Below are 24,555 nucleotides of genomic sequence, written 5' to 3'. Positions count from 1 at the left end.
TTTTCCAGAGGGTAAGGTCATGCAGTATGACACTGGCAAGCACTGCGTTTTCTACCACCGCTACCACATCGTCTGGTCGACGAAATACCGCTACAAGGTGCTGACCGGCCGGGTGCGCCTGCGGGTGCGCGACATCATTCGTCAGGTCTGCCGCGAGAACGTGGTCGACATCCTGCGCGGGGTGCTGTCATCCGATCATGTCCACATGTTCGTTTCGGTGCCGCCGAAGATCGCCATTTCCGATCTGGTGCGCAGGATGAAGGGCCGTTCGTCCCACAAGGTGCAAATGGAATTTCCCGCGTTGCGCAGGCGCTATTGGGGCCGTCGGTTCTGGGGCAGGGGGTATTTCTCAACCACCAACGGTGCCATCACCGAGGACATTGTCCTGCAATACCTCGAAAATCACATCGCCGATCCTACCGACGCCAGTCGGTAGTGGTTCAGTTGCGGTAGGTCTAGAATGTATCAAATTGTATCTTCGGGTTGCGGGTGGGAAGTTTTTTGCTAGATAGCTTGAGAAGCACGGAGAGCAATTCAAGATGCGCCAAAGAGCGGCAAAAATAAGTGTTTTTCTTCTTCTTACGCTCGTTTTGGTGGCGTCCACCATTTTTTCATTTACCAGCGCTCGTGCTAAAGGTCATTTCCTTGAAGCTTCTTTAGTCCAAAACGACATTGAGGTGGGGCACTATCACTCAAACCCTAGCCAATGCCACAAGATTGCTCAATGCGAAACTCCCGCTGCGTTTTTGACTCACCAAAGACCTTCTATCGCCGAAAATGCAGGGGAACTGATGTTCGTGCAAAGCGAGCCAGGCAGAAATTCAACCGTACTTGAAGCCCAGCTTCCACCTCCCAAAGCGTAACTCATTGCGCCTGAATACACTGCTATTTCGTTGCTTTTCTTGAATGTTGTGTGCTGCACCTTCCTGTCCTGCACCCGATATCAACCAGCTTCTTGAGCACTGATCAAAAAAGCGAAATGCGAGAATAGACTATCAGCGTGGCTGACCGCAGCGCCTGCTGACAAATGCAGTGAATTTCCAAATCATCAATTCAACCAAGTAAGGAAAAACAATGCGTCCCATCGCATCTGCACGTGTGGCTATTGCTTCCGTCGCCCTTGCCTTATCCGCGTCAACGGCGGCCATGGCTGGAACCTACAATATTACTGTGGACAAGATCCGCATCGACGCCGGTGATTTCCGCAAAACGGGGGTTGGTTACAACAAGAGCCAAACCCCAACTATCCTGCGTTTCAAAGAGGGCGAGGATGTCACGCTGAATGTCACGAATAATCTCAAACAAGACACCTCGATCCACTGGCACGGGCTGATTTTGCCTTTTGATCAGGACGGTGTTCCGAAGATCAGCTTTGCCGGTATTAAACCGGGTGAAACCTTCACCTATAATTTCCCGATCACACAGGCAGGCACCTATTGGTTTCACAGCCATTCGGGTTTTCAGGAGCCCGATGGAGCATATGGAGCTATCGTAATCGAGCCGAAGGGCGGCGAAACGGTTCGTGCTGATCGGGATTATGTCGTGCAACTGACTGACACGCACCCTCACCGCGGTAAGCGGATCATGCGAAACCTCAAGATGTCGGCTGACTACTACAACCGGTCACAACGTACGGCGCAGGATCTCATCAAGGATTCCGGTGAGATGGGGCTTAAGGCGGCTTTGGAAGACCGAAAGATGTGGGGTCGTATGAGGATGATGCCAACGGACGTCGAGGACGTTCAGGGTTTCTCCCCGATGATCAATGGCCAGACCACTTCGCAGAACTGGACCGGGCTATTCAAACCGGGCGAGAAAGTGCGGCTGCGGCTGATCAACTCCTCGGCCATGGCTTATTTCGACATTCGAATTCCGGGCCTCAAGATGACCGTCGTGCAGGCAGACGGCAATGACGTGAAACCCGTCACCGTGGATGAGTTGCGCATCTCTGTTGCCGAAACCTATGACGTGATCGTTCAGCCCAGGGAAAATCGTGCCTACAGCATAGTAGCAGAGTCAATGGGCCGTACTGCACTGGTCCGCGGAACGTTGGCACCGCGCGAGGGAATGGCCGGGCCAGTTCCAAGTCTTCGACCAAAGCCCCGCCTGACCATGGCCGACATGTCCGGGATGATGCACGGCAAGGGGATGGAAGGCCACGTCATGCAAAACGCTTCGGTGATGTCCGACGACATGATGAAGATGCCGGGCATGGATCACAGCCAGCATCAAATGGCAAAATCCGCCGACGCGACACCGTCTGAAACTATGGATCACAGCCAGCATCAAATGGCGAAACCGGTCGATGCGGCACAATCCGATACCATGGATCACAGCCAACATAACATGAGTAACGCCTCTGCCGCCGCAGGGCAGGGCATGTCAGGCGGGAAGCACGCAGGTCATCAGATGGCGATGCCTGGGGGTGCGCAACAGGAGTTTTATGCTATGGGTAGCGGTCTGACACCCAATGCTGCAAATGGCGGGAAATTCCTGTCTTATGACGACCTGAAGGCGCGTAAACCGCTTTACAAGGACCGCCCTGCAACGCGTGAAATCGAGTTGCGTCTGACGGGCAACATGGAACGCTACATCTGGTCCATCAACGGAAAGAAACTGTCCGAAGCTGAGCCTCTCCGGTTGAAATACGGTGAAAGAGTGCGGTTCAAATTCGTCAATGAAACCATGATGTCACACCCGATGCATTTGCACGGTATGTGGTCAATCCTTGATACCGGCAGTGGCAGCCGCGATCCGATCAAACACACGGTCAGCATCGCGCCGGGCACGACAGTCTACACCGAGACTGAAGTGGATGTGACGGGTCAATGGGCGTTCCATTGCCATCTGTCCTACCACGCCGATGCGGGGATGTTCCGCAAAGTAATCATCGAAGGCGGGCCTGCCTAAGCTTTCGGCAGCACAAACAGAGTGAAAAACATGAAAAACTTAATTGCCGTCACCGCAGCGGCAGCCGGGCTTTCGCTTGGCTGGACCGCTGAGACAAAAGCAGAGGCCCTGACCTATGGGTTTCAAGCCGAGCAGTTGGAGTACCGCTCCAATGACAAAGGCGAGGACACAATCCAATGGGATTTTGATGCCTTCGTGGGAACTGACGAGTTGAAATTTGTATGGCGTAGCGAAGCCGAACTGGGTGAAAGCTCAGGCGATTTTGAAACGCTCGAAAACCAGTTGCGACTGCAAAAGCCAATATCCAACTTCTTTGACGCTGTGGTCGGGGTGTATGCCAACACACCGACCGGTCTGCCGGATCGGTACAATGCGGTCCTGGGGATAAAGGGATTGGCCCCGCAGTGGTTTGAAATCGACGCTGACTTGTACTTGTCCGACAACTCGTTTTTTCGGTTCGAAGGCGAATACGAAGCAGGTTTGACAAACAGGCTGTTCCTGATCCCGAATCTCGAGCTTACTGTGCCTTTGCAAGATGACCTCGAATACAATCAAAAAGCAGGTGGAGTCACTCTCGAGGCTGGGCTTCGGCTGAGCTATGACCTCATCGATCGGGTGGTATCGCCGTATGTTGGGGTGAACTACGAGAAATCTTACGGCGGCACAGCGGATCTGATCCAGGCAAGTGGCGAAGAGAACGGAGTGTTCGCAGTCGTGTTTGGCGCCCGGCTAATGTTTTGAAATCCGATAATCTTGGCCGGGGCAGATTGCTCCGGCCGGTTTCTGATGGCCATCGCATTCTGAACGTGCGGCAAGATGGCCTTTCCTAACCAAAACCGAATGGAAAAACTATGAAAACCACAATCTTAGGCGCGTCGATCGCTGCTTTGCTGGCGACACCCTTATTTGCCTCAGAAAATCAACATGAGGAACACGGTGAAAATCATGACGACAGTCACGCCGAAATGATGCAGGTGGGACAGCCCGGAAAGAGCAGTGATATCGGCCGCACCGTCAAGGTTTCTATGAAAGAAACGGATGACGGAGACATGATTTTTGAACCTTCGAACTTGTCGTTCAAGAAAGGCCAGACCATCGAGTTCGATATCAAAAATCTTGGCGAACTGGAACATGAGTTCATTTTGGATACGGCTGAACGCAACAAGATACACAAAGACGTTATGGTAAACGGCAGTCAAAGGCACGTTTCTGAGAACGCCGTCAGTTTGGAGCCCGGAGAGCAAAGCAAACTTATCTGGACATTTTCAAATGATGGCAGTTTTGAATTCGCTTGCCTGATTCCTGGGCACTACGAATCCGGAATGTTCGGCAACGTAACCGTGCAATAGCTTCTTCCGGCGCTGTAAATTAATCACTCACCATGATGCGGCGCCGAAGTGCGCGGCAGTTCCAGGTCGAACTGCCGCGTATCTAATAAAAAGAAATAAAGCCGATGGGAAAAGAGCAGCACATCCCGGAGTTTCATTTAATCGCCCATGACGCAGCAGCTTGGCTGGGCTTTCGTTATGATGAAACAGCACCAGATTGGATGCATCCTGCATTGCATCTGATCCTTGTAATTGCTCCGGCGTTGTTGGCCATTTCCACAATTGTGATGGTTGCAAGAGTACTTCTTTTTCAGGTCAAACCAGCGATCGTCGCTTCCGCCCATCATCCAGATAATCTCGTTGCCGGCCTAAATCACAATCTGATACGACACATCTTGCAGACAACGCGAGTGCAACAGCTTTATCTGCTCGTATTGAGCCTGTCCCTGATGCCGGTGCTCTATCTATCCCTGGAGCTGCCAAAGCAAATTGTAAACAACGTCCTGGACAGCTCACATTCGCGCCTGACACTGTTGGGCTATGATCTCACCGCGACCCAGCATCTGGCAGTTCTCAGCGGTGTATTCTTTCTGACCATCGCGCTGAACGGAGTGGGAAAGTACCACCTCAACGTAATGAAAGGCCGGGTCGCTGAGCGATGCCTCAGGCGGATGCGCCTTTTGATCTATCAGAATTGGCGTAAACAGACCGACGGTCGACGAAGAAGTGAAATTGTGCAGGTATTGGGATCTGAAGTCGAGCCCATCGGAGGCTTCGCTGCAGACCTTGTTTCCCTGCCAATCACACAGGGCGGGACGATGATCACCATTCTGTTGTTTATGTTCGTTCAAGATCCGATCCTTGGTGCTGCAGCGCTGACGGTTCTGCCATTGCAGTTGCTTTTACTGCCCTATCTGCAGCGGATCGTGAACCGGCTGAGCCGAAAACGAATATACGAAATGCGTAAGCTGTCTTTGCACCTAACTAGTCAGATTGACCCTGAACAAGATCACGCCCGAACTATATTGCAGACCACCGCATCGCTTCGGCAACTGGAAGCGATCCGCCGGAAAATTCACCGCGTGAAATTCTTTGCCAAGGCATTGAGCAACTTCCTGACATCTCTAACTCCATTCCTGTTTTATTCGCTCGGCGGGTATTTCGTCATACAGGAGCGGATTTCCTTGGGGGCTTTGATCGCGGTGCTGTCCGCGCACAAGGAGTTTTCGGCTCCACTTAAGGAGTTGTTCAGGTTCTATCAGCAATTTGAAGACACGCGGATACGCTACAACGAAGTCTTTAGATTTTTGGATCACCCGCTTCAAAGTCAGCGACTTAACATTTGATTGGCCATAGTGTGTTCAACCTCTTTCCAATATTCGAAGTGCTTCCTACGCGGTAAGAACTGCTAGGCTCTGGATCTATTAGTTTGGTTGCGACCGTCTCGGCTGCGTGTTACAGGCGCCCTGATCAACAGCCTTCCATCGGTTGATTGGCTGCCGGGAGATCACGTCTGTGATGCCGACGGGTTCCGAGAGGCCCTGACAGACGGGAGACGAAGCCCTGCATCCTAGATCAGAAATCACGCGGCAAACCTGTCCAGTACGACATGCGACGCTACAAACGACGCAACAGGATCAATATCCTGTTTGGACGCCAGAGGGGCCGACGGCGTGTCGCTACCCGTTATGACAGGTGCCCAAAGTCTTTTTCTCGGATATCGCTCCTGCGGCTGCGTCCTAATCTGGCTGTGAACCAATGAGTTTCGAACCCAGTTGCCTTAAGATTGGACAGTCGGGGCGATGGTCACCGGCGCATTCATCAATCAGATGAGACAGTGTTGCATGCATGGCCTTCAGGTCCGCGATCTTGGCATCTATCTCTTTTAGGTTCTGTTTGGCGATATCCTTCACGTCCGCGCTTGCGCGTTCTTTGTCCTCGTACAACGCCAGTAGTGAACGGCAATCCTCAATGGTAAAGCCCAATGAGCGGGCCCGCCCGATGAAGGCCAGTTTGTGCAATTCCTTTTCATCGAAATGGCGATACCCGTTCAGGCTGCGCCTGGGTTTGATGAATCCGATATCCTCGTAATAGCGGATGGTTTTGGCAGGCAGACCCGAACGTTCTGCTACATCTCCGATATTCACAGCGGTTCTCCTATTCTATTCAGCAGGCGCTGATCGCAGCGCCTGCTCTTCATTCTGCGAGATCTGTTCTCGCCCAACTTTGATCGGCTTAACCCAGCGCAACCGCAGCGCGTTGGTCAGGACAAATACACTGGACAGCGCCATGGCACCTGCAGCCAGAACCGGCGACAGCAACGGGCCGCCAAACGGATAGAGCACCCCCGCTGCAACCGGTATGAGTAGCGTGTTGTAGCTGAACGCCCAGAACAGGTTTTGGCGGATGTTACGCATGGTGCGCTGACTAACATCGAAGGCGTTGACCACGCCTGTCAGGTCGCCTGACATCAGAACGACGTCAGCCGCCTCGATGGCGATGTCAGTGCCTGTCCCGATCGCAATTCCTACGTCAGCCGCCGCCAGCGCGGGTGCATCGTTGATGCCATCACCCACAAACGCCAGTTTTCCGCCATTTGAACGCAAATCCTGCAACGCGGATACTTTACCCTCGGGCAGAACCTCGGCCACGACATGATCGATGCCAAGCTGCGCCGCGATGGATTTGGCTGTAGCGGTATTGTCGCCGGTAATCATCGCTACTTTCAGCCCCAGTCCGTGCAAAGCTTCAATTGCGTCTGGCGTGGTGGTCTTGATTGGGTCCGCCACAGCGATTACGGCCGCGATAACCCCGTCTACGGCAGCATAAAGTGGAGTCTTTCCGTTGATTGCCAGTTCAGCGCCCCGATCAGACAGCGCGCCCATTTCAACCCCTTCGCGACTCATCAGGCGGTCGGCCCCGATCAAGATTGTATGGCCTTCGACTGAAGCGCTTACCCCGTAACCGGTGATCGACGTGAAGTCTTCTGGCTTCGAAAGCTCCAGACCACGGGTTTCAGCCGCGCGCACGATGGCCGTGGCGATCGGATGTTCGGATGTGACCTCAACGGCAGCCACAAGGCGCAGAACCTCATCCTCGGCCAATCCTTCGGCCACAATAAGGTCGGTCAGCTCCGGACGCCCTTCGGTCAAGGTCCCCGTCTTGTCCACTGCAACAACGGTGGTTTCCTGCAGCATTTGCAAGGCGTCGCCCTTTCGGAAAAGGACACCCATCTCGGCCGCGCGGCCGGTGCCGACCATGATTGAGGTGGGTGTGGCCAACCCCATGGCGCAGGGGCAAGCAATGATCAGTACCGCAACCCCGGCTACCAACGCCAAGCTGAGCGCGGGATCGGGTCCGAACAACATCCAAACCAGCACAGTCATTACGGCCACAGCGATCACTACAGGCACGAACCACAGCGTGATACGGTCAACCAAGCCTTGAATCGGAAGCTTGGCACCCTGTGCTTGTTCGACCATTTGAATGATCTGGGCCAACATAGTGTCTGCGCCGATCTTTTCAGCCCGGTACGTCAATGCGCCCGTGCCATTGACTGTTCCGCCGACCACAGTTGCGCCCTCGGTCTTTTCGGCAGGAACCGGCTCGCCGGTGATCATGCTTTCATCGACATATGACGCGCCGGTCACTACGGCACCATCCACCGCAATCTTTTCGCCCGGTCGAACGTGCACAAGATCTCCTACAACGATCTGCTCAATTGGAAGCTCGACAACCGTTCCGTCGCGCTCAACTCGCGCTGTTTTTGCCTGCAGACCGACCAGTTTTCGGATCGCTTCACCCGTTCGGCCCTTGGCGCGCGCCTCAAGGAACCGCCCAAGCAATATGAGAACCACGATCACCGCTGCGGCCTCGTAGTAGACGTTTGCGGTTCCGGCCGGAAGAATACCCGGTGCAAAAGTCGAGATAAGCGAGAACCCATAGGCCGCCGAAGTGCCCAGAGCCACCAGAGAGTTCATGTCTGGCGCGCCTTTGACCAAGGAAGGGAATCCCTTGGTATAGAACTGCAATCCTGGCCCAAAAAGAACGATCGTGGTTAGAAGGAATTGCAGGTAATAGCTGTTCTGGATGCCGATCGTGCTCGTTATCAGGTGGTGCATGCCCGGAATAACATGCGAGCCCATTTCAAGGACGAAAACCGGCAAAGCGAGCAAAGCGGCAAAGCTTGTTCGCCGCGCCAAATGGCTGATCTCTGCCGCCTTACGGTCTTGTGGTTCGGTCTGCGTCGCGGATCGCAGGCTCGCCGGATAGCCAGCAGATGCTGCAAGCGCCGCGATGGCTTCGGGTGTTGTGACTCCCTCGGCATAACGTACTGTTGCACTTTCGGTGGCCAAATTAACCGACGCGGACAATACGCCGTCGTTGGCCTCCAAGGCCCGTTCAACGCGTCCTACACAAGATGCGCAGGACATGTTCTGAATATCCAGCGTTACCTCTTCCGTCCGTGCCGGATATCCGGCGCTGTTTAACGCATCAGCAATGGCCGCTTTATCGGCTGGATCGCGGAAATCGACCTGAACGCTTTCGCTGGCGAGATTAACCGAAGCGGCATCTACCCCTGGCACATCTTTCAACGCGCGCTCGACGCGCCCTACGCAAGAGGCACAGCTCATACCCTGAACCTGGAACCGCGCATGTGAAATTTCAGTCATATTGTCACCACAAATGTTCTGCTGACGGGCAACATAAGGGTTCCAGCAAGTGGAAGGTCAAGGGATGGGGTTGACTTTCTTTTCCACTAATTTTGGCGATCCAATTTTCACGACTTGACCTTCCTGTGCTGGAATACTTTAGCCGGGACAACGGAAAACAGGAGCAAACATCCATGACGACCCTAAATATCCCGGATATGAGCTGCGGGCACTGCAAGTCAGCTATCGAAAAAGCCGTTGCCACGGTGGATTCCTTCGCACAGTTGGACTTTGACATGGAAAACCGCAGGGTACGTGTCTTAAGCGCCAATCCACTTGATCATATCCTTGCTGCTCTGAAGTCCGAGGGATACGAAGCCACGGTCGCATGAGAAACTTAGGGGCGCACATTCAGTCGCCCCTTGGTTTTATCTTGCGTCTCTGACTGCCTCGATTAGCCGGGTCATTTCATCTTCGGCGATCAGCCCCGGGGCAAGAGCATCTCCAATCACAAACGAGGGGGTGCCACTGAAGCCAAGCTGTCGGGCCAATTCCATGGACACCTGAATATGTGCGTCGACTTCCGGCGCCTCCATATCTGCGCGCAATTGATCCTCGTCCAGGCCGAGTTCACGGACAACTTTCAGGACACTGGCCTCAGTGGCACGACCGTCCAGAGCCATAAGCGCCCAATGAAATTCTTCATATTTTCCCTGATTACGTGAGGCAAGCGCGGCGCGTGCCGCGAAGTCGGAACCTTCTCCGAGTATGGGCCATTCTCGATAGACAACTCGTACATCGGAATCGCCTGCGATTACGTTTTTCACAACCGGGGCAGCGCGTTTGCAATATGGGCAGTTATAGTCAAAAAACTCGACCACGGTTACATCGCCTTTCGGGTTTCCGATGACAGGCGCATTCGGATCCTGTTCCAGCAATTCACGCTGATTTTCCAAGACGCTTCCAATTGCTTCGGCTTTTGCCTGATTCTCGCGCTGTTGAAGCAGTTGAATCGCCTGCATGATGATCTCAGGGTTTTCCAAAATGGCTTCCAGAGCCAGCCGTTTCACATCGGAGTCAGACAGCTCGTCGGCGCGTGCTATAGGAACGCCAATCGACATGGCGATGGCGATTAAGCCTGCAAATATTCGTTTCACATCAGTTTCCTTCCGTTTGTTCTGCCTCGGTGCGCTGCTCTTGCAGCTTGCGTTCCCGATCCGGCCAACTCTCCTTGATGAAGGCAAGGATGTCCCAGATTTCCTGATCCGACAGAGTGTCCTCGAAACCTGGCATACCGCTTTTGACATCAGAGACGCCCATCTGTTTTAGTGTTTGGTCCCCGCCAAGCTTTGTATAATCGAACAACAGCTTGTCGCTGTGATGCCAAGTGTGCCCTGTTCGGTCATGCGGGGGTGCCCGTAGTACGCCATCTGCACCGGGTGTCTGCCAATCTGGTTGACCCTCCAAATCTGCCCCGTGGCATGACGCGCAGTTTTCGGCATACAAAAATACACCACGTGCCGAATCCGCCGATGAACTGTTCTGCGCACGCCCACCCAAGCCCCAGCCAGCGACCGCGACAATGATCACCACAGCAGCCAGTGACAGCCAATTCGCCGCGCTCTTGTTCATCACGCCACGCTCAGCCAGGTCTTCATACCAGCGGCCTGATGCGACAGCATGTGGCAATGAAACAGCCAGTCCCCCGGGTTATCCGCAACGAACGCAATCTCCCGCGTTTCCATCCGGTCAACCAGGATTGTGTCCCGCAGCGGCCCCAGGCTGCCGTTCGGCAGAACTTCCTGAAAGTGCGTCCCGTGCAAGTGCATGGCGTGCGCAAAGACAGTGTCGTTCTGCATCTGAATACGGACTATGTCGCCACGCGAAACGGAAGCGAGCGGGTCTTCGGGTAACCCTGCGACTCCGTTGAATGTCCAGATCTGTCCTTCCTGAACCAACTCATTAGCGCTCATGACTTGGCCGTTGTAAGTACCTTGACGCAGTCCGCCCATCGCCCCGCCTTCCATCACCAATGGAACCTTTAAGGCGTCAGAAACATCTTCAAGAAAAGAAACAGGGTTGGGTGGCAGAGCTTCAATCTCACCGCGGCTGGCAGATGTACCGCTTCCCGAAACCGGGATCTCAGCGATAACAAATGATTCATCGCGTTCGTGAAGAGTTATTTGAACGGCTTCGTTCGATTCCGCTGTGACGTCGACGATCAAGTCTGCTCGCTGTGCAGGTCCGAAAACAAGTGTTTCGAAATCTTCTGGCTGCCTTACAGGCATTCCATCATAAGCGACCAGTTTCCCGTTTGCGCCACCTACTGACACATACATGATCCGATCAGTTGCCACGTTGACCATTCGAATTCGCAATCGCTGGTTCGTCAAAACTTCGGTCATTGGCGATATGCGCGCGTGAACGTAGTTTCCCATCCGACCTGCATGGGTCCAATCATGCATTGCACCAAAATCATCAACTATTTGAGCGTCCTTAGACAACCGCCAGTCATCCAGAAGGATCGTAATGTCATGATCCGTGTCCGGCGGGTCCGTTTCGTCGACGATGAACGCGCCGTAAAGGCCCCTGGCCACTTGTTCCGTTGACTGGTTGTGAGAGTGATACCAGAAGGTCCCCGCGTCCTTCAGAGGCAAGTCATACTGAAATTCGCCGCCGGTTGGTACAGCCTCCTGCGTAAGGCCCGGCACCCCGTCCATATTGTTTGGAACCCGCAATCCGTGCCAATGGATTGCTGTAGGCTGAGGTAGCGAGTTCAGGAGTGTCCGGCGAACCGTTTCGCCTTGCCGGGCACGAATTTCAGGGCCCGGAACACCGCCATCATATCCCCATATCTCGGTTTCAGGATAGCTGTCGGGGGCAATACGTGCCAATCCTGAACGCGCCTCGATTATTCGAGGGGCGGTAGCCGCCCTCCCGAAAGTCGGCATTGCGATTAGTGCCGACGTGCCTGCAACGAATTGCCTGCGATTGAGCTTCATGAGGACTTCCCTCCAAAGAAAATTTGATCTCTCACTCGATTACCCCCCGTCGTGCACATCCAGCAGATAGGTCGCCATTGCCTTCCGGTCTTCGTCTGTCAGAAAGCTGGTGCCATAGTTTACGACCTCTCCCATGGCGCCGCCGAAGACATCGCCATCAGGCATTACGCCGGTGCGCAACGCGTAGGCCAAATCATCTACCGTCCAACCACGCTTTTGCAGGGTTTCAAAGTCGATGGCCGGTGCCGTGTCACCGCCCGGCAGAGAGTCACTTCCCTTGAAGTGTTCCGTGTCCGAATTTCTTGCGCCAGCCAGGTTCCTCCCGGTGTGGCAGGCCGCACAATGCGTGGCACCTTCGACCAGTAGCCGGCCCCGGTTCCACACTTCGTCATTGCCCGGCACGGGATCAGTGCGGGGTGGTTCCAGAAAAGCCGCGCGCCACAGCTTCAGGCCCCATCTCTGATTGAAGGGGAACGCCATTTCCTGCTCTTTTGACGGTTCCGCTACCGGTGCAACCGTTTGCCAGGCGGCCCAGAGATCGGCGATATCCTGATCCGTGAAATTGGCATAGAACGGATAAGGAAAGGCCGGGTAGTAGGGTTGTCCGCCGGGTGACACGCCTTGACGCACAGCGCGGGCAAATTCCTCGACCGTCCAATCACCGATCCCGTGGTTAGGATCTGTGGTCAGGTTCGGTGAATAGAGCGTGCCGAACGGGGTATCCAACTCCACCCCACCGGCCAAGGGCGCGCCCCCTTTGGCAAAATCTGTGTGGCAAGCGATACAGCCACTTGCCCTTGCCAGATAAGCCCCGCGGTTAACGTCACCCTGAATGTCGAGAGCTTGTAAGGGCTGGCCAATTGGCCAAGCCATCACGGCAACAAGTCCCGCTGACGCCGTTACGGCGGCAGCAAGGCCCAATCGGAATATCGGTCTCATGACGCATTCCTATTCCGACCGAAATTGCGTGTGACACGCCGAGCAAGTCTGGCTCAGCATCATGAACACACCATCTGCTGGCATTTCAGACAGTTGTGTCTGATCTGGACTGCCACCCATCATAGAACCGCCGCCCATCATGGATGCGCCGCCCATCATGCCCGAACCTTGCCCCGACCCGGACATCATCAACCCGTTGTCCGCCGCAAGCACGAGGCCTTCAGAGTAGGTTTCCAGTTGGCTGGCCAATTCAGCAAAGGAACCCCAATCCTGCCAGATCTCCGGTTTGGCCTCCGAGGGTTTGCCATCAGATCCTTCTGGAAACAGCTTTGTCATGCTTTCACCAGCATGACGCCCAATTATCTCGGCTTCGCTTTGTACCGTTTGCGCATTGTAGGGCGTTTTCCCCTGCATCATCGGCGTAAGGATCTTCATGCTGTCCTTCATCGCGGACATACCATCCATGCGTTCTTTGACGATGCCGGTTGCGCCACCATGCGCCAGGGCGGCGGCTGCGAACAGAGAAACCAGGGCAACGCCTGTGGTCATTTTTAGAATGTTCATTGTTTTGTCCTTGTCGTCTGCTTCGACGCGCCCAGGTTGAGCGCAATTCGACTGGTCAGATCAGGACACGCGGCGGTGGTGGGTCAAACGCCGCGATACCGAGCACCCGGTATTGGGCTCGAGGGATCGAGTATCTTTGTTCAGTATCTTGGGGGCCAGGCGGTGGTGGACCCATCGAAAATAGACCAACAGCGTTGCAAATCGTTCCGCCATGACAATGTCCGGGATGACCCTGCTTGACATGCTCAACGTCCGCTGACTCCGTTTGGTCAATCACGTGCTGTGATCCACTGCCATGTGCATGAGCAGAATCGGCCGTCACAAGCAGCCCGCCAATGGTCAGCACCATTGACAGTATGATGTAACGAATTGCACTGCCCATTCGGCTCGTCACCTTCAGAAAATCCCGTTTTCCTGCTGCAGCTCTCTGATATACGCCACGATGCCCTTCACATCCGCACGGGTCAAGCCATCGACCGGCGGCATATTACCAAACTTCCAATGGTGTGCCCGAACTCCATTCTGGACTGCCACATAAAATGACTCGTCCGAATGGTGGCTTGGTTCATAGATTTTATGCACCAAAGGTGGTGCAAGGCCTTCCAGACCTGTTGCATTCGCGCCATGGCACGCCGAGCATTTGGCGTCGAATGCCACTTTGCCGACGGCCGCAAATTCGCTTAGCTGGTCCGGCAGATTGACGTTTTCGATTGGGTCTCCTGGCTCCAGTGCTGACGTATCGGGTGGCGTCATCGAGTGACCTGTTGGTTGCTGATTTAAGTTGTAGACTAAAGCTGCGGCGCCTGCGATCACTACTCCGCCTATCAAGAGTGTAAGTTTATCCATCTCTGTTCTTCACATGATTGTCAGTTCTTAGGTTCAACGCGCGCAAAAAAATCCGCCTGACCAAGGTCAGATCAGTTTTACCTGAGTGCCCACAGTGGCCAGTTCGAACAATTCCGCAATCTGCTCGTTGTATAAACCAATGCAGCCGTTGGAGGATCTTCTCCCGATCTTGCGCGTGTCGTTGGTGCCGTGGATACGGTAGTATTGCCAGCTCAAATAGAGCGCATGTGTCCCCAGAGGGTTCTCAGGACCCGGGCCTACATAGTCAGGCCATGCTGGATTGCGCTCTTTCATTGCCGGCGTTGGTCGCCAAGATGGCCCTTCGACCTTGCGAATAACTGTGGTGTAGCCCAGCCTTGTAAGGTCTTCCGTGAGCGGTACGCTGGTTGGATACATCCGATAGACGCTTTCGTCTTCTGACCAATATTGCAGGACCTTGGACTGTGTATCAGACAGGATTACCCCGTTTTTCAAGGTATCAAAGTGGTCCTGCCATTTAGCAACGCGGAATGAGGAAACATTGCGGCGCGTCCCCTCAGTTGCCGTTGATTGGGCCCAAACGGCCGGTGCTGGAAAAAGCGCCGTCGCAGCAAACGCGGCAATCACTCCACGTCGCGTAACAACCTTTCCTTCTTTGCTCCGTTTCATGCCTGCCATCCCAAAGTTTATTCTTTTTTTCCGACTCAAATAACTCGTATGCCCGGTTCCTGCGCTGGAAGGTCAACACGCAAATGACATTTCATATGGGATGACTCGTCTGAATTGTCGTTGCCGTTGGCGCAGGGATATTTCCTTAGAAGGCGGACCCAAATCATCAAGTCATTGTGGAAAAGCAATTTTTCTTGGACGTAATTCCAGGCTGCTATCAGCAAAACCTGACTTTCTTGAATCAACCGAGCACAAAAAAGCAACGCTAACAATTGCTTAGTTCTTGGAGAATTGATGTGATCACCCGTCGATGCGAGGGTATCAGGTACTACAAATGACAAACACAGTGGACTAAACACCATGTGCTTCAAGAAAGCTTTCCAAGCACTGGCCGCACTTATGCTCGTCGGCGCCTGCACCGAAACAACGTCGATATCTGCAGAAAGCGAGCCCGGAACGCTTTCCCGAGTTCCTGACGCCGTTGCCCAGATCGCTGCTCCGGGCCAGGACCTGAACGCCGTTAAAATCATGCCTGAGGACGGTTGCTATTGGTATCGCTACGTGGGGCCGGTTGAAACAACCTACCTGCCACTCAGGACTATTGAAGGGCGCCCAATCTGTACGCGCGCCTGACAAGCGCCTATCAGCTGGTCGCGGTCAGAAGGCGCTCGGGAGGGTAGAGATGAGCCGTGGACCCTGGCCTGACACGATCATAAAGCCCGATGATATGTGGCATCGCCATCCTTACGCAGCCAGAACTTGCGCGACCTCCGATAGATCTTGGATAAGGCGTTCCGTGAATTCGCAGGTATGTGTCGCGACCACCTTCGAACAGATAAAACGCCCTTGATCCCAATGGGTTTGTCGGCCCACCGGGCACACCATCTGCGAATTGCGCATATTCATCAGGGTCGCGTTCAATCATTTCGGCGGTAGGAGTCCAACGCGGCCATTTGGCCTTTCGCTTGATTGTGTAGACACCGGGCTCGTAAAGATTGCCTCGGGCAATGGCTACGCCGTAACGCATTGCTGTGCCACCGTCTTCGATGAAATACAGATATCGTGCCACCGCGTCGACATGAATGTCACCCGGAATAAGTGGTCGATTGGTTTGCACACGTTGAGGCAGGAAACGTGGGTGTAACCCCCAGGGATTGGATGTTGCGGGATCAAAATTGGCTGGCGTTACTTGCGCATCCCACTCCGACCATTGCGAGGCCGCCGCCGACGTCACTCCAAAAACTGGCTGAGAGAAAATGGCAAGTGAAGTCGCAACAAAGTGTCGTCTGGTCAGCATTGATAGCGCTCCTGTAACTTGGTTTGGTATCCGGAACCGTGGAGATGGACAAAGACAATCATCCGAACAATCCGTTATGTCCATTCAATTGTTCGTTCGAAACGACTGGCGTCCTAAGCGTTAGCATTTAAGACACAGGCGGAATCGGGTTACTGAGTCATCATGCGCCGACTTTGTTGCAACAAAGCAAATCAGATTCCAAGGTTTGCGAACCTTCATCAATCAACAGCACTGAAATCACTTTGGGTGATCGACGGGAAACGGACTGGCTGGCAAGGTAGATGTAATGGAGAGATTTTTCGCAATCGACATGCCGTTTTGGCAGTTTGCACGGAACACGCTGATCGTCAGCTGTCTTGCGCTGGTGCCATTGTTGCTGGCTTTCATACTGCGTACGCCGGGCTTTGCGACGCACCTTCTGAACGGCGGTCCCGCGTTTGTCCGGTTTTTTCGCCAGGTGGTGACAAATGGGCTGCCCGTCGTGTTTGCCGTGAACTATCTCAGCTTTTTTCTATTCGCCTTTGGGGTCAGGGCGCGGGGCAGGGGGGCCGTCCCGGCCCGGTATCTGCTAATTGACCTGCTGCTACGGGCCGTCCTGTTCATCGTGCTGCATGCGCTGATCTACGCGCTTTCGGCGGACTGGTTCGGGTCTTTCGGCGGTGATCCCGTAGTGGCGTTGCGGGTAGTCGGTCCGACGCTGGTACGCTCCGCCTACTTCGAGAACATCTCAGGCGTTTACCTGTACGCCACGCTGGTCGGAGCGCTGCCGCTATACCTATCCGTCGTTCAGAGCCAGATCGCCCACGGTACTGGATTTGCAGCCCAACTGGCACGTCGCGTACCTGGGCGCGGCGGACCTGTGGTATTGGCCCTGCTACTGATGGCGGTGTCAGTGGTCGTTCTGACCACCGCGGCGGCGCTGATTGTCCGTTTACAGTCGGTTTGGGGCTGAAGGGTCAGAACGCCCTGCGTATCGCGAAGGAGACTGCGTAATCGCGTTCAAGCTGGGGCCCATCCAGATCTTGATACACCGGGATCACGCCCTCGATACCCAGGCGCGTGCCCGCCAAAACGCCCGACCCCGGCACAAGGTAATTCACTCCGATTCCGATACTCAGAAACTGGCCGCCGCGCAGGGTGGGATCAGCGGTGGGCACCATGCCTGGGTTCAGGCGCGCATCCGACCCGTCAATGTTTTCCACGATGTCGCCGACCACCCGCAACTAGGAGCTGAACTGGTCATTCCAGCGCCGCGCACCCCAAACTGTTGCTGAATAGACGTCACCCAAGGTGTAACCGGCATCATTCTCACCCATCCGGATCATGGCGGCCAGCTGGGCGCCCCACGACCAATCTGCGTTCTGGCCCGTATAGGTGATGCCCGGCAGCAGGTCGTAGGTGCCGGACCCCAGTTGCATAGGGTAGGGCAGCAGCTGGTCCGGCCCGGCCGGCGTAGTGTCGGTCTCGTCTATCGATCCGGTCGGCAAGCTGAGGCCAAGAGACAGTTCCAGAACCTGCCCGTCGGATTTGTAGACATCATACCCGCCGATGATCTTCAGGTCACCGAACCCCTGCGCCCTGGTCTTGAAAGTCTGCCCCATGCGGGTCTGATGTTTCATCGACTTGTTGGTATAGGGCAGCATCGCCATGACCGAGATGTCATCGGTCACGCCATACATCAGGCCGATCATCGCCATGTTCATGCTCATGCTGAGCGGCGCGATCATATATTGCGACAGCACGTCCGAAGTAGACAGCGACTGCGTTCCCGAGCGGTTTCCGTCCATCTCCATGTTCATAAACGAGAATACCGGCATCAACACGCCCTCGGGCGGGTGCATGCCTCCGACGACACCCGTGGGTGGCGACGCGTCAGGGCGCATCATTGCCGACATGTTGCCCATTCCAGCCATTCCAGCAGAGGCTTTCGGGTCCATCGCCATGCTGTCAGTCGGCTGTGTCACCGTTTGAGCCATGACGGGCGACGCCAGGCCCAGACCCCCGGCCATCAAAGCGGCCCGAACGAATTTCCAACGGTGAATTTTTGCTGTTTGGTTTCTCACCATCCTATCCTCACTCGGTTGTCCATTTCGCGCTCCGTGACAAGCGACGTGTTGGAAAAATGGGGGATTCCCACGCTGGAAGGTCAAGGCCACCGGTTCGTAAATCCGCCAGCCAAGGCGCACGCGTCTGGTTGGGGTGCGGCAAAAATGTCCTTGACTCTCCAGCGCTGGATTGTCGGACAAGGCCGCGAAACCGGAAACCCGGAGGGTTTGGAATGATACCGGAAATCGGGCAGTTTGCCTTGGCGCTCGCCCTGGCCGTGTCCTTGGTGCAAAGCGTATTACCTTTGATTGGAGCAGCGCGGAACAATGTCATGTGGATGCGATCGGCATCTGCGACCTCGATCCTGCAGACAGCGCTGGTTGCTATCGCCTTCGCCGCTCTGATGTGGTCCTTCGTGGTCAGCGATTTCACTGTGCTAAATGTGGCCAGCAATTCTCATTCGCTGAAACCGATGCTTTTCAAGGTGGCTGCGACCTGGGGTAGCCACGAAGGGTCGCTGCTGTTGTGGATTCTGATATTGGTGATTTTCGGGCTGGGTGTGTCTTTGTTGGCTCGGAACATCCCGCTGAAACTCAAGGCGCGCACACTGGCAGTGCAGGCCTGGATCAGCGCGGGGTTCCTGTCATTCATGCTGTTCACCTCGAACCCGTTCGACCGGGTGTTTCCGGCACCGCTGGATGGTCAGGATTTAAATCCGCTATTGCAGGATGTCGGCCTGGCTATGCACCCGCCGTTCCTATACCTGGGTTACGTCGGCTTCTCGATCGTATTTTCTTTCGCCGTGGCTGCCCTGATTGAGGGGCGGGTCGATCCGGCATGGGCGCGTTGGGTCCGACCCTGGACATTGGCGGCGTGGGTGTTTCTGACACTTGGTATCGTACTGGGCAGCTGGTGGGCCTATTACGAACTGGGTTGGGGCGGCTGGTGGTTCTGGGATCCGGTCGAGAATGTCTCGTTTATGCCCTGGCTTGCTGGCACAGCGCTGTTCCATTCGGCCATCGTGACAGAAAAGCGCGGCAGCTTCAAAAGTTGGACGATCCTGCTGGCCGTTTTGACCTTCTCGTTGTCCTTGTTGGGGACATTCATTGTCCGCTCAGGCTTGCTTACATCGGTCCACGCGTTTTCGGTCGATCCCGAACGCGGCATTTACATCTTGGCACTGTTGGCTGTCGCGATCGGTGGTTCATTGACGCTGTTTGCCATACGCGCACCGGAGATGGAGGGCGGCGGTCTTTTTGCCCCGATCAGCCGCGAGGCCGGTTTGCTTATTAACAACCTGCTGCTGGCCACCGCAACGGCGACGGTTCTATTCGGTACGCTTTATCCGCTTTTGCTTGAGGCTGTGACAGGTGAAAAGATTTCGGTTGGACCACCTTATTACAACGCCAGTTTCGTGCCGATCATGCTGGTTCTGGTCGTTGTAATGGGGATTGGGCCGCTGTTGTCATGGAAGCGGGCGGATTTGCGCGGTGTTCTGGGCCGGCTTAAATGGGTGGCCGGGGTTAGCCTGCTCGTGGCGTTGCTTGTGTGGTATCTGGATACCGGCGGCCCAGCCTTGGCGGTACTGTCGATCGGCCTTGCGGTTTGGTTGCTGGGCGCTGTGCTGACAGAGTGGGCCAGCCGAATAAAGCTGGGTGAGGCACCGCTGGCCGAGTCCCTGCGTCGGGCCCGCAACCTACCGCGTTCGCATTACGGCATGGTCGTGGCCCATGCGGGGTTGGCGGTCTGTATGATCGGCTTTATCGGGTCCAGCGCTTGGAAATCCGAGGTCGTGACTTTTGCCGAGCCCGGAACACAGATCGAGATAGCAGGGTTCGACGTGCGTTTTGACGGTGTGGAACAGCTTCGCGGTCCGAACTATCTGTCTCGCACGGCCACACTGAAGGTATTTCGCGATGGCGCTTATGTCACCACGCTTCAACCCGAGCGCAGGGCCTATCTCGTGGCGGGTACCAGTACGACCGAGTCGGCAATTCGAACGACGTTGGCAGGGGACCTTTACGCCTCGATATCGGAACCGGCGGCGGAATCAGAACAGAGCAAATGGACTCTGCGTATCCTGTATGAGCCATTGGTGGTCTGGATCTGGATAGGTTCAGGATTGTTAGCATTTGGTGGTGTCTTGTCACTCTCCGATCGGCGTCTACGCGTCGGTGCACCACGAAAACGGACTGGGCAGGGCTCCGTTCCGGTGGCGGCGGAGTAGGGCAATGAAACGTCTATTTGCACTGTTCCCAATTACGATTGCCGGCATCCTGGGTGCCTTTCTGCTATGGGGATTGAATCCCGATCGCGATCCAAACGAAATCCCGTCTGTTTTGATCTCTCAGCCGGTGCCTGAGTTCGACTTGCCGCCGGTCGATGGGCTGGATACCCACGGGCTGTCCAGTACCGATCTGGTGGAAAATGACGGGTCAGCTCCGATCGTGGTCAACGTGTTTGCGTCCTGGTGCGTGCCCTGCCGGGCCGAACATGCGGTGCTAACGCGTATGGTGCGCGATGAGGGCATTCGCCTGATGGGCATTAACTACAAAGACAAGCCGCAGGACGCGCGGAAATGGCTCGACGATCTGGGCAACCCTTATGAGCGCATCGGTTCCGACCTGGACGGCCGAGCCGGGATCGAATGGGGGATTTCCGGCGTGCCAGAGACCTTTGTGATTGATGGCGCGGGCAAGGTCGTATTCCGTTTTGTTGGCCCGGTGCTGGGCGACGAGGCAATTTCAAAGATGCGCACCGCGCTGGATCAGGCGCGGGCGGCCGGAGGAGAGGCGTCATGATACGTCGCATTGTAATTACCGCAGTCACTCTGGCGATGCTGGTGTCGCAGCCGGCATTCGCGGTTGAGCCCGACGAGATACTTGCAGATCCGGTTCTGGAAGAACGGGCCCGGGCGATTTCAAAACAGGTGCGCTGCGTGGTGTGCCAGAACCAAGACATCGACAGTTCTAACGCCGGGGTGGCGCGCGACCTTCGTCTGCTTGTGCGCGAACGGCTGGTGGCAGGTGACTCGGACCAGCAGGTTATGGATTTTCTGGTTGCGCGTTATGGCGACTATGTTCTGTTCAACCCGCCGTGGAAGCCATCAACTTACATACTGTGGGTTGCGCCTATCGTCATCCTGGGGCTGGGTGGTATCGCGACTGCAGCGGTATTGACCCAGAATGCGCGCCGATATCGGAAGTCGCGAAATCAAGAGACGGCACACGGCGCGAGCGAAGAACGGAATTCCGAAAACCATTCACTCACGGAGCCGCACGCATGATCTGGATTATCTTTTCATTCATGGCCGTGGCGGTGTTTCTGACGCTCGCCCTCTCCGGTATGGGGCGCAAGACCTCGGACTTGTCGAGACACGAAAGCGCCTCTGCCATCTTTTCCGACCAGATCGGCGAAGTAGAGAAGGACCTGGAACGAGGAATTATCTCGGCCGAAGAAGCCAAGGCCGCCAGAGCCGAGATAGAACGTCGCCTGAAGGCGATTGACCGGCAATCGGACGACAAAGCGATGATGGGCCATTCCGGGCGTGCGCTGATTTTACTTGCCGCGCTGGTAGTTCCAGCGCTCGGAGCCGGTCTTTATTGGCAACTGGGTAGTCCCTACATCCCCAGCCAGCCATTTGCCCAACGCGAGGGGGAGCAGGCCGAAGCCCGTGAAATCGCCGACCTTGCCGTGCGCCTGAAGTCGCGGCTCGAGGCGGATGAAACCGGCGGGCCAACCGAGGGATGGGTGTTGTTGGCTCAGACCTATATGCGTATGGGACGCTTTGGAGATGCCGCAGACGCGTTCGAGGGGTTGCTGGACCGACCCAATGCGAATTCAGCGCTGGTGTCGCAATATGGCGAGGCGTTGGTCTATGCCGATGACGGTGTCGTTACGCCCAAGGCCGATCGGGCGTTTGAACGAGCCTTGGAACTGGACCCATCGAACCCAGCAGCGACATTCTACAAAGCCGTTGGTCTGGAGCAGGCTGGATCGCCTGAAAAGGCCTATGATCTACTGAAGACGCGGATCGACGCCGAAGAGGAGTTCCGGCCATGGATGGAGAGTTTTGTGGCCCAGCTTAACCGCATCGCCCCGTCGATAGGACGGGCGCCGGTGGATCTGGCGACTTTTGCCCCTTCCATGCCCGGCCCAACTGCCGATCAGGTGGCGACGGCCGAGGAGATGTCCGACGAAGATCGGCAGGCCTTCATCCGCTCGATGGTCGAACGGCTGGCGAGCCGGATGCAGGAAAACCCAGGGGATCTGGACGGCTGGATGCGGCTGGGCAACGCCTATTCGGTGCTGGGCGAGACCGACGGCGCCCGGAACGCCTATGGCAGGGCAAGGGATCTGGCGGATGACCTGCCGCAGGAGGATCCGCGCAAGGTGGCAATCGACCGGGCATTGCGGGAACTGGGGGGGTGATTCCCGCAGCCTGGCGTGGGTCGGGCCGGCGCCGACTTCGCGCTCCGATGCCCAGTGAGCCATCTGGAAAATGCCGGTTTAGGCTTTCGCATGCCGATCTTTAGGAGGTTGAGGCCATGAAAGTTGAAACGTTTTCTGATCTAATTGTCTGGACGCGGGAAATGCATCATTGGCTCGCCGAATGTTTGGCCCACTGTTCGACACAGTCCGAGCAGGAGCTGGCCAGGATGTTGCTTACCTACCTCGCCGACCATGAGGCTGCTTTGGAGAAAATCGTCGATGGCTTCGTGAAACGAGCCGATCCCAAAGCGCTCAACACGTGGGTATATGACTATTTGGGCCATGAGCCTGTCGACCCACATCGCACCTGCGACAGACCGCTCGCACAGATGAGCATCGATGAGATCTGCGAAGCGGTCTTCGATCTTCACAATCAGGTGATCGATTTATATCGGTATTTGCAAGGGCGTGCCGAAATACCCGAGGCACGCGAACTCCTTCAAGCACTACTGGAAATGGAAGAGCACGAGACCATGCGTTTGGCGCAGCAGAGCAATCGCATCCGGGATATGTGAACTCCGGGGTCAGGATCCGCTTTCCACAGCTCCGCCCGCAATCGGCGCGGCCTGTTCCATCGCGTCGAGAATGGCGTTCGTGGTCAAGATCTCAGGCAGGGCGATGCCTTCGGGGGCCGACGGGCCGTAGACGATGTTGAAGGGGATCCCGAACCGGCCATTGTCCTCAAGGAACCGGGCGATCACATCGTCGGGGCGGGTCCAGTCGGCCTGCATCGGAATTGCTTTGTCCGATTGCAGCGTTGCCAGAACCTCGCCGCGTTCCAGCACCAACGCTTTGTTGGCCTTGCAGGTCAGACACCAGTCGGCTGTGACATCGACGAAAACCACCTCGCCGCGCGATACAAGGCGGGCGATTTCGGAGCGGCTGAAGGTAATCCATGGGATCTCTCCGGCTGGCTCAAGCAGCCTGGACCGGTCTTTGCCGGCAATCGCAACCGGTGCAGCAAACGCTGCGGTCAGCGTCAGCAACAGGGCTGTCCAGCGCAAAACGGGTGGCATCATCGTACTTTTCCAGATCAACAGGACCAGCACAGTTGCAGCCAGCACGGTAGCAGTTGCAGCAGTGTCTCCGGCCACCCCGACCATCACCCAGACCAACCAGCCGATCGTGGTCAGCAGTGCCGCCGACAGGGCCCATTTTAATCCCACCATCCAACGCCCCGGTTTAGGCAGAGCGGCGGTAAGTTTCGGGTGCACTGCAACCAGCAAGTAAGGAATGGCCAGCCCGACCCCCATTGCGGTGAAGATTGCCACTATATCCACCGGTCGGCCGGTCAGGGCAAAGGCCACCGCCGTGCCGAGGAAGGGGGCCGAGCAGGGCGTCGCCAGAACTGCTGAAAAAGTTCCGGTCAGGAAATCCCCGACCAGCGACACTCGGCCCTTTTCGACATGGGCCAGCCGGGTGTTCAGCGACTGCGGCAGCGTGATCTCGAACAAGCCCGCGAGGCTGGCTGCAAAAACCGCCAGCACCACGATCATCACCGCGAGGAAAAGCGGATTCTGGAACTGGATGCCCCAGCCGACGGAATAGCCCAGCGACCGCGCCGCAATGGTGATAGCCGCCAACAGCCACATGAATGCCAGGATTCCGGTTGCCGAAGCCAGGAACCCGGCGCGAATCTGCGCTGCAGAGCGGTCGCGAGCCTTTACCGCCGAGGAAAGCTTGATCGACAGAACCGGCAGCACGCAGGGCATGACATTCAGGATCAGCCCGCCGCCCACCGCCAGCAGAATGATCCAGACCAGCGCGCTGGTCGAAGTTTCGGCGGCCGCGATTTCATATGGTGGCGGGGTCCGGGGTGCGTCGGTACGGGG

27 protein-coding genes and 1 pseudogene are annotated in these 24,555 nt (G+C 55.9%); 14 read left to right on the top strand and 14 right to left on the bottom strand.

Translation table 11 applies throughout. The features are described from left to right. Nucleotides 1–19: 19 nt before the first annotated feature. The 7 genes and pseudogenes from tnpA to J7416_RS22710 form a co-directional block, all read left to right on the top strand. Nucleotides 20–436 carry an IS200/IS605 family transposase gene (gene tnpA / locus J7416_RS20210; protein ID WP_209227328.1) on the top strand — a complete coding sequence of 139 codons (417 nt, stop codon included), beginning with the start codon at nucleotides 20–22 and terminating at the stop codon, nucleotides 434–436. Between the two features lie 103 nt (nucleotides 437–539). Next, entirely contained in the window at nucleotides 540–863 is a 324-nt protein-coding gene (locus J7416_RS20205; protein ID WP_171648674.1) for a hypothetical protein, read from the top strand. A 211-nt stretch (nucleotides 864–1,074) separates the two neighbouring features. Beyond that, nucleotides 1,075–2,910, top strand: a complete 1,836-nt coding sequence (locus J7416_RS20200; protein ID WP_171648672.1) for a copper resistance system multicopper oxidase — start codon at nucleotides 1,075–1,077, stop codon at nucleotides 2,908–2,910. Between the two features lie 30 nt (nucleotides 2,911–2,940). Further along, nucleotides 2,941–3,651: a copper resistance protein B gene (locus J7416_RS20195; protein WP_171648670.1), complete on the top strand. Its 711-nt coding sequence runs from the start codon at nucleotides 2,941–2,943 to the stop codon at nucleotides 3,649–3,651. 110 nt (nucleotides 3,652–3,761) lie between these two features. Next, the gene (locus J7416_RS20190; protein ID WP_171648668.1) at nucleotides 3,762–4,259 is read left to right on the top strand and encodes a cupredoxin family protein; all 498 of its coding nucleotides are present in this window, start codon (nucleotides 3,762–3,764) and stop codon (nucleotides 4,257–4,259) included. 104 nt (nucleotides 4,260–4,363) lie between these two features. Continuing rightward, nucleotides 4,364–5,584: an ABC transporter transmembrane domain-containing protein gene (locus J7416_RS20185; protein WP_247744400.1), complete on the top strand. Its 1,221-nt coding sequence runs from the start codon at nucleotides 4,364–4,366 to the stop codon at nucleotides 5,582–5,584. Nucleotides 5,585–5,701: 117 nt separating this feature from the next. Continuing rightward, nucleotides 5,702–6,000, top strand: a pseudogene (locus J7416_RS22710) (transposase); the annotation flags it as partial. Here the strand turns inward: J7416_RS22710 and cueR are convergent. Next, complete coding sequence (cueR, locus tag J7416_RS20180) at nucleotides 5,978–6,385, bottom strand: Cu(I)-responsive transcriptional regulator (RefSeq protein ID WP_171648666.1); 408 nt, start codon at nucleotides 6,383–6,385, stop codon at nucleotides 5,978–5,980. The pseudogene J7416_RS22710 and the gene cueR sit on opposite strands and share 23 nt — an antisense overlap. A gap of 15 nt (nucleotides 6,386–6,400) precedes the next feature. Continuing rightward, nucleotides 6,401–8,911 (bottom strand): heavy metal translocating P-type ATPase, encoded by a 2,511-nt coding sequence (locus J7416_RS20175; protein WP_171648664.1) that lies wholly within the window; start codon nucleotides 8,909–8,911, stop codon nucleotides 6,401–6,403. A gap of 173 nt (nucleotides 8,912–9,084) precedes the next feature. On the opposite strand from J7416_RS20175, the gene J7416_RS20170 reads away from it, so the two are divergent. Further along, complete coding sequence (locus J7416_RS20170) at nucleotides 9,085–9,282, top strand: heavy-metal-associated domain-containing protein (RefSeq protein ID WP_171648662.1); 198 nt, start codon at nucleotides 9,085–9,087, stop codon at nucleotides 9,280–9,282. A gap of 36 nt (nucleotides 9,283–9,318) precedes the next feature. Here the strand turns inward: J7416_RS20170 and J7416_RS20165 are convergent, their stop codons facing one another. The 9 genes from J7416_RS20165 to J7416_RS20125 form a co-directional block, all read right to left on the bottom strand. After that, on the bottom strand, nucleotides 9,319–10,011 hold the full coding sequence (locus tag J7416_RS20165) for a DsbA family protein (protein WP_171648709.1): 693 nt from the start codon (nucleotides 10,009–10,011) through the stop codon (nucleotides 9,319–9,321). A 37-nt stretch (nucleotides 10,012–10,048) separates the two neighbouring features. Continuing rightward, nucleotides 10,049–10,522, bottom strand: coding sequence for a cytochrome c (locus J7416_RS20160; protein WP_171648660.1), 474 nt, complete (start codon nucleotides 10,520–10,522; stop codon nucleotides 10,049–10,051). Further along, complete coding sequence (locus tag J7416_RS20155) at nucleotides 10,522–11,784, bottom strand: multicopper oxidase family protein (protein ID WP_247744399.1); 1,263 nt, start codon at nucleotides 11,782–11,784, stop codon at nucleotides 10,522–10,524. The genes J7416_RS20160 and J7416_RS20155 overlap by 1 nt, the downstream gene beginning before the upstream one ends. Before the next feature lie 147 nt (nucleotides 11,785–11,931). Then, nucleotides 11,932–12,831, bottom strand: a complete 900-nt coding sequence (locus J7416_RS20150) for a c-type cytochrome (protein WP_171648657.1) — start codon at nucleotides 12,829–12,831, stop codon at nucleotides 11,932–11,934. Nucleotides 12,832–12,840: 9 nt separating this feature from the next. After that, the gene (locus J7416_RS20145) at nucleotides 12,841–13,395 is read right to left on the bottom strand and encodes a cytochrome c (protein WP_171648655.1); all 555 of its coding nucleotides are present in this window, start codon (nucleotides 13,393–13,395) and stop codon (nucleotides 12,841–12,843) included. A 60-nt stretch (nucleotides 13,396–13,455) separates the two neighbouring features. Then, nucleotides 13,456–13,638, bottom strand: a complete 183-nt coding sequence (locus J7416_RS20140; RefSeq protein ID WP_209227326.1) for a hypothetical protein — start codon at nucleotides 13,636–13,638, stop codon at nucleotides 13,456–13,458. Nucleotides 13,639–13,791: 153 nt separating this feature from the next. Continuing rightward, nucleotides 13,792–14,241, bottom strand: coding sequence for a cytochrome c (locus J7416_RS20135; protein ID WP_171648653.1), 450 nt, complete (start codon nucleotides 14,239–14,241; stop codon nucleotides 13,792–13,794). Nucleotides 14,242–14,307: 66 nt separating this feature from the next. Beyond that, a complete protein-coding gene (locus tag J7416_RS20130; RefSeq protein WP_171648651.1) occupies nucleotides 14,308–14,898 on the bottom strand; it encodes a L,D-transpeptidase in 591 nt (196 codons plus the stop codon). A 634-nt stretch (nucleotides 14,899–15,532) separates the two neighbouring features. Then, the gene (locus tag J7416_RS20125) at nucleotides 15,533–16,186 is read right to left on the bottom strand and encodes a L,D-transpeptidase (protein WP_171648647.1); all 654 of its coding nucleotides are present in this window, start codon (nucleotides 16,184–16,186) and stop codon (nucleotides 15,533–15,535) included. A gap of 286 nt (nucleotides 16,187–16,472) precedes the next feature. Between J7416_RS20125 and J7416_RS20120 the strand changes: the two genes are divergently transcribed. Continuing rightward, entirely contained in the window at nucleotides 16,473–17,138 is a 666-nt protein-coding gene (locus J7416_RS20120; protein ID WP_171648645.1) for a hypothetical protein, read from the top strand. Nucleotides 17,139–17,142: 4 nt separating this feature from the next. Here J7416_RS20120 and J7416_RS20115 read toward each other — a convergent pair whose 3' ends face one another. After that, complete coding sequence (locus J7416_RS20115) at nucleotides 17,143–17,388, bottom strand: hypothetical protein (RefSeq protein ID WP_171678587.1); 246 nt, start codon at nucleotides 17,386–17,388, stop codon at nucleotides 17,143–17,145. A gap of 21 nt (nucleotides 17,389–17,409) precedes the next feature. After that, nucleotides 17,410–18,249: a transporter gene (locus J7416_RS20110; protein ID WP_171648640.1), complete on the bottom strand. Its 840-nt coding sequence runs from the start codon at nucleotides 18,247–18,249 to the stop codon at nucleotides 17,410–17,412. 215 nt (nucleotides 18,250–18,464) lie between these two features. On the opposite strand from J7416_RS20110, the gene J7416_RS20105 reads away from it, so the two are divergent. The 5 genes from J7416_RS20105 (at nucleotide 18,465) to J7416_RS20085 (ending at nucleotide 23,238) form a co-directional block, all read left to right on the top strand. Then, on the top strand, nucleotides 18,465–20,459 hold the full coding sequence (locus J7416_RS20105; protein ID WP_171648638.1) for a heme lyase CcmF/NrfE family subunit: 1,995 nt from the start codon (nucleotides 18,465–18,467) through the stop codon (nucleotides 20,457–20,459). Nucleotides 20,460–20,463: 4 nt separating this feature from the next. Next, on the top strand, nucleotides 20,464–21,033 hold the full coding sequence (locus tag J7416_RS20100; RefSeq protein WP_170515764.1) for a DsbE family thiol:disulfide interchange protein: 570 nt from the start codon (nucleotides 20,464–20,466) through the stop codon (nucleotides 21,031–21,033). Between the two features lie 35 nt (nucleotides 21,034–21,068). Beyond that, nucleotides 21,069–21,518: a cytochrome c-type biogenesis protein gene (locus J7416_RS20095; RefSeq protein ID WP_247744406.1), complete on the top strand. Its 450-nt coding sequence runs from the start codon at nucleotides 21,069–21,071 to the stop codon at nucleotides 21,516–21,518. Then, on the top strand, nucleotides 21,515–22,663 hold the full coding sequence (ccmI, locus tag J7416_RS20090; protein ID WP_171648634.1) for a c-type cytochrome biogenesis protein CcmI: 1,149 nt from the start codon (nucleotides 21,515–21,517) through the stop codon (nucleotides 22,661–22,663). Before J7416_RS20095 ends, ccmI begins: the two co-directional genes overlap by 4 nt. A 116-nt stretch (nucleotides 22,664–22,779) precedes the next feature. Continuing rightward, the gene (locus J7416_RS20085) at nucleotides 22,780–23,238 is read left to right on the top strand and encodes an ATPase (RefSeq protein WP_171648632.1); all 459 of its coding nucleotides are present in this window, start codon (nucleotides 22,780–22,782) and stop codon (nucleotides 23,236–23,238) included. A gap of 9 nt (nucleotides 23,239–23,247) precedes the next feature. Here the strand turns inward: J7416_RS20085 and J7416_RS20080 are convergent. After that, nucleotides 23,248–24,555, bottom strand: a 1,308-nt coding sequence (locus tag J7416_RS20080) for a thioredoxin family protein (RefSeq protein WP_209227324.1), incomplete at its 5' end; no start/stop codon positions are given.

The sequence above is a fragment of the Ruegeria sp. R14_0 genome (assembly GCF_017743975.1).
In the GTDB taxonomy this organism is placed as follows: domain Bacteria; phylum Pseudomonadota; class Alphaproteobacteria; order Rhodobacterales; family Rhodobacteraceae; genus Ruegeria.
Note: the sequence above shows the minus strand (reverse complement) of the source record. Positions and strands in the feature narration are given on the sequence as shown.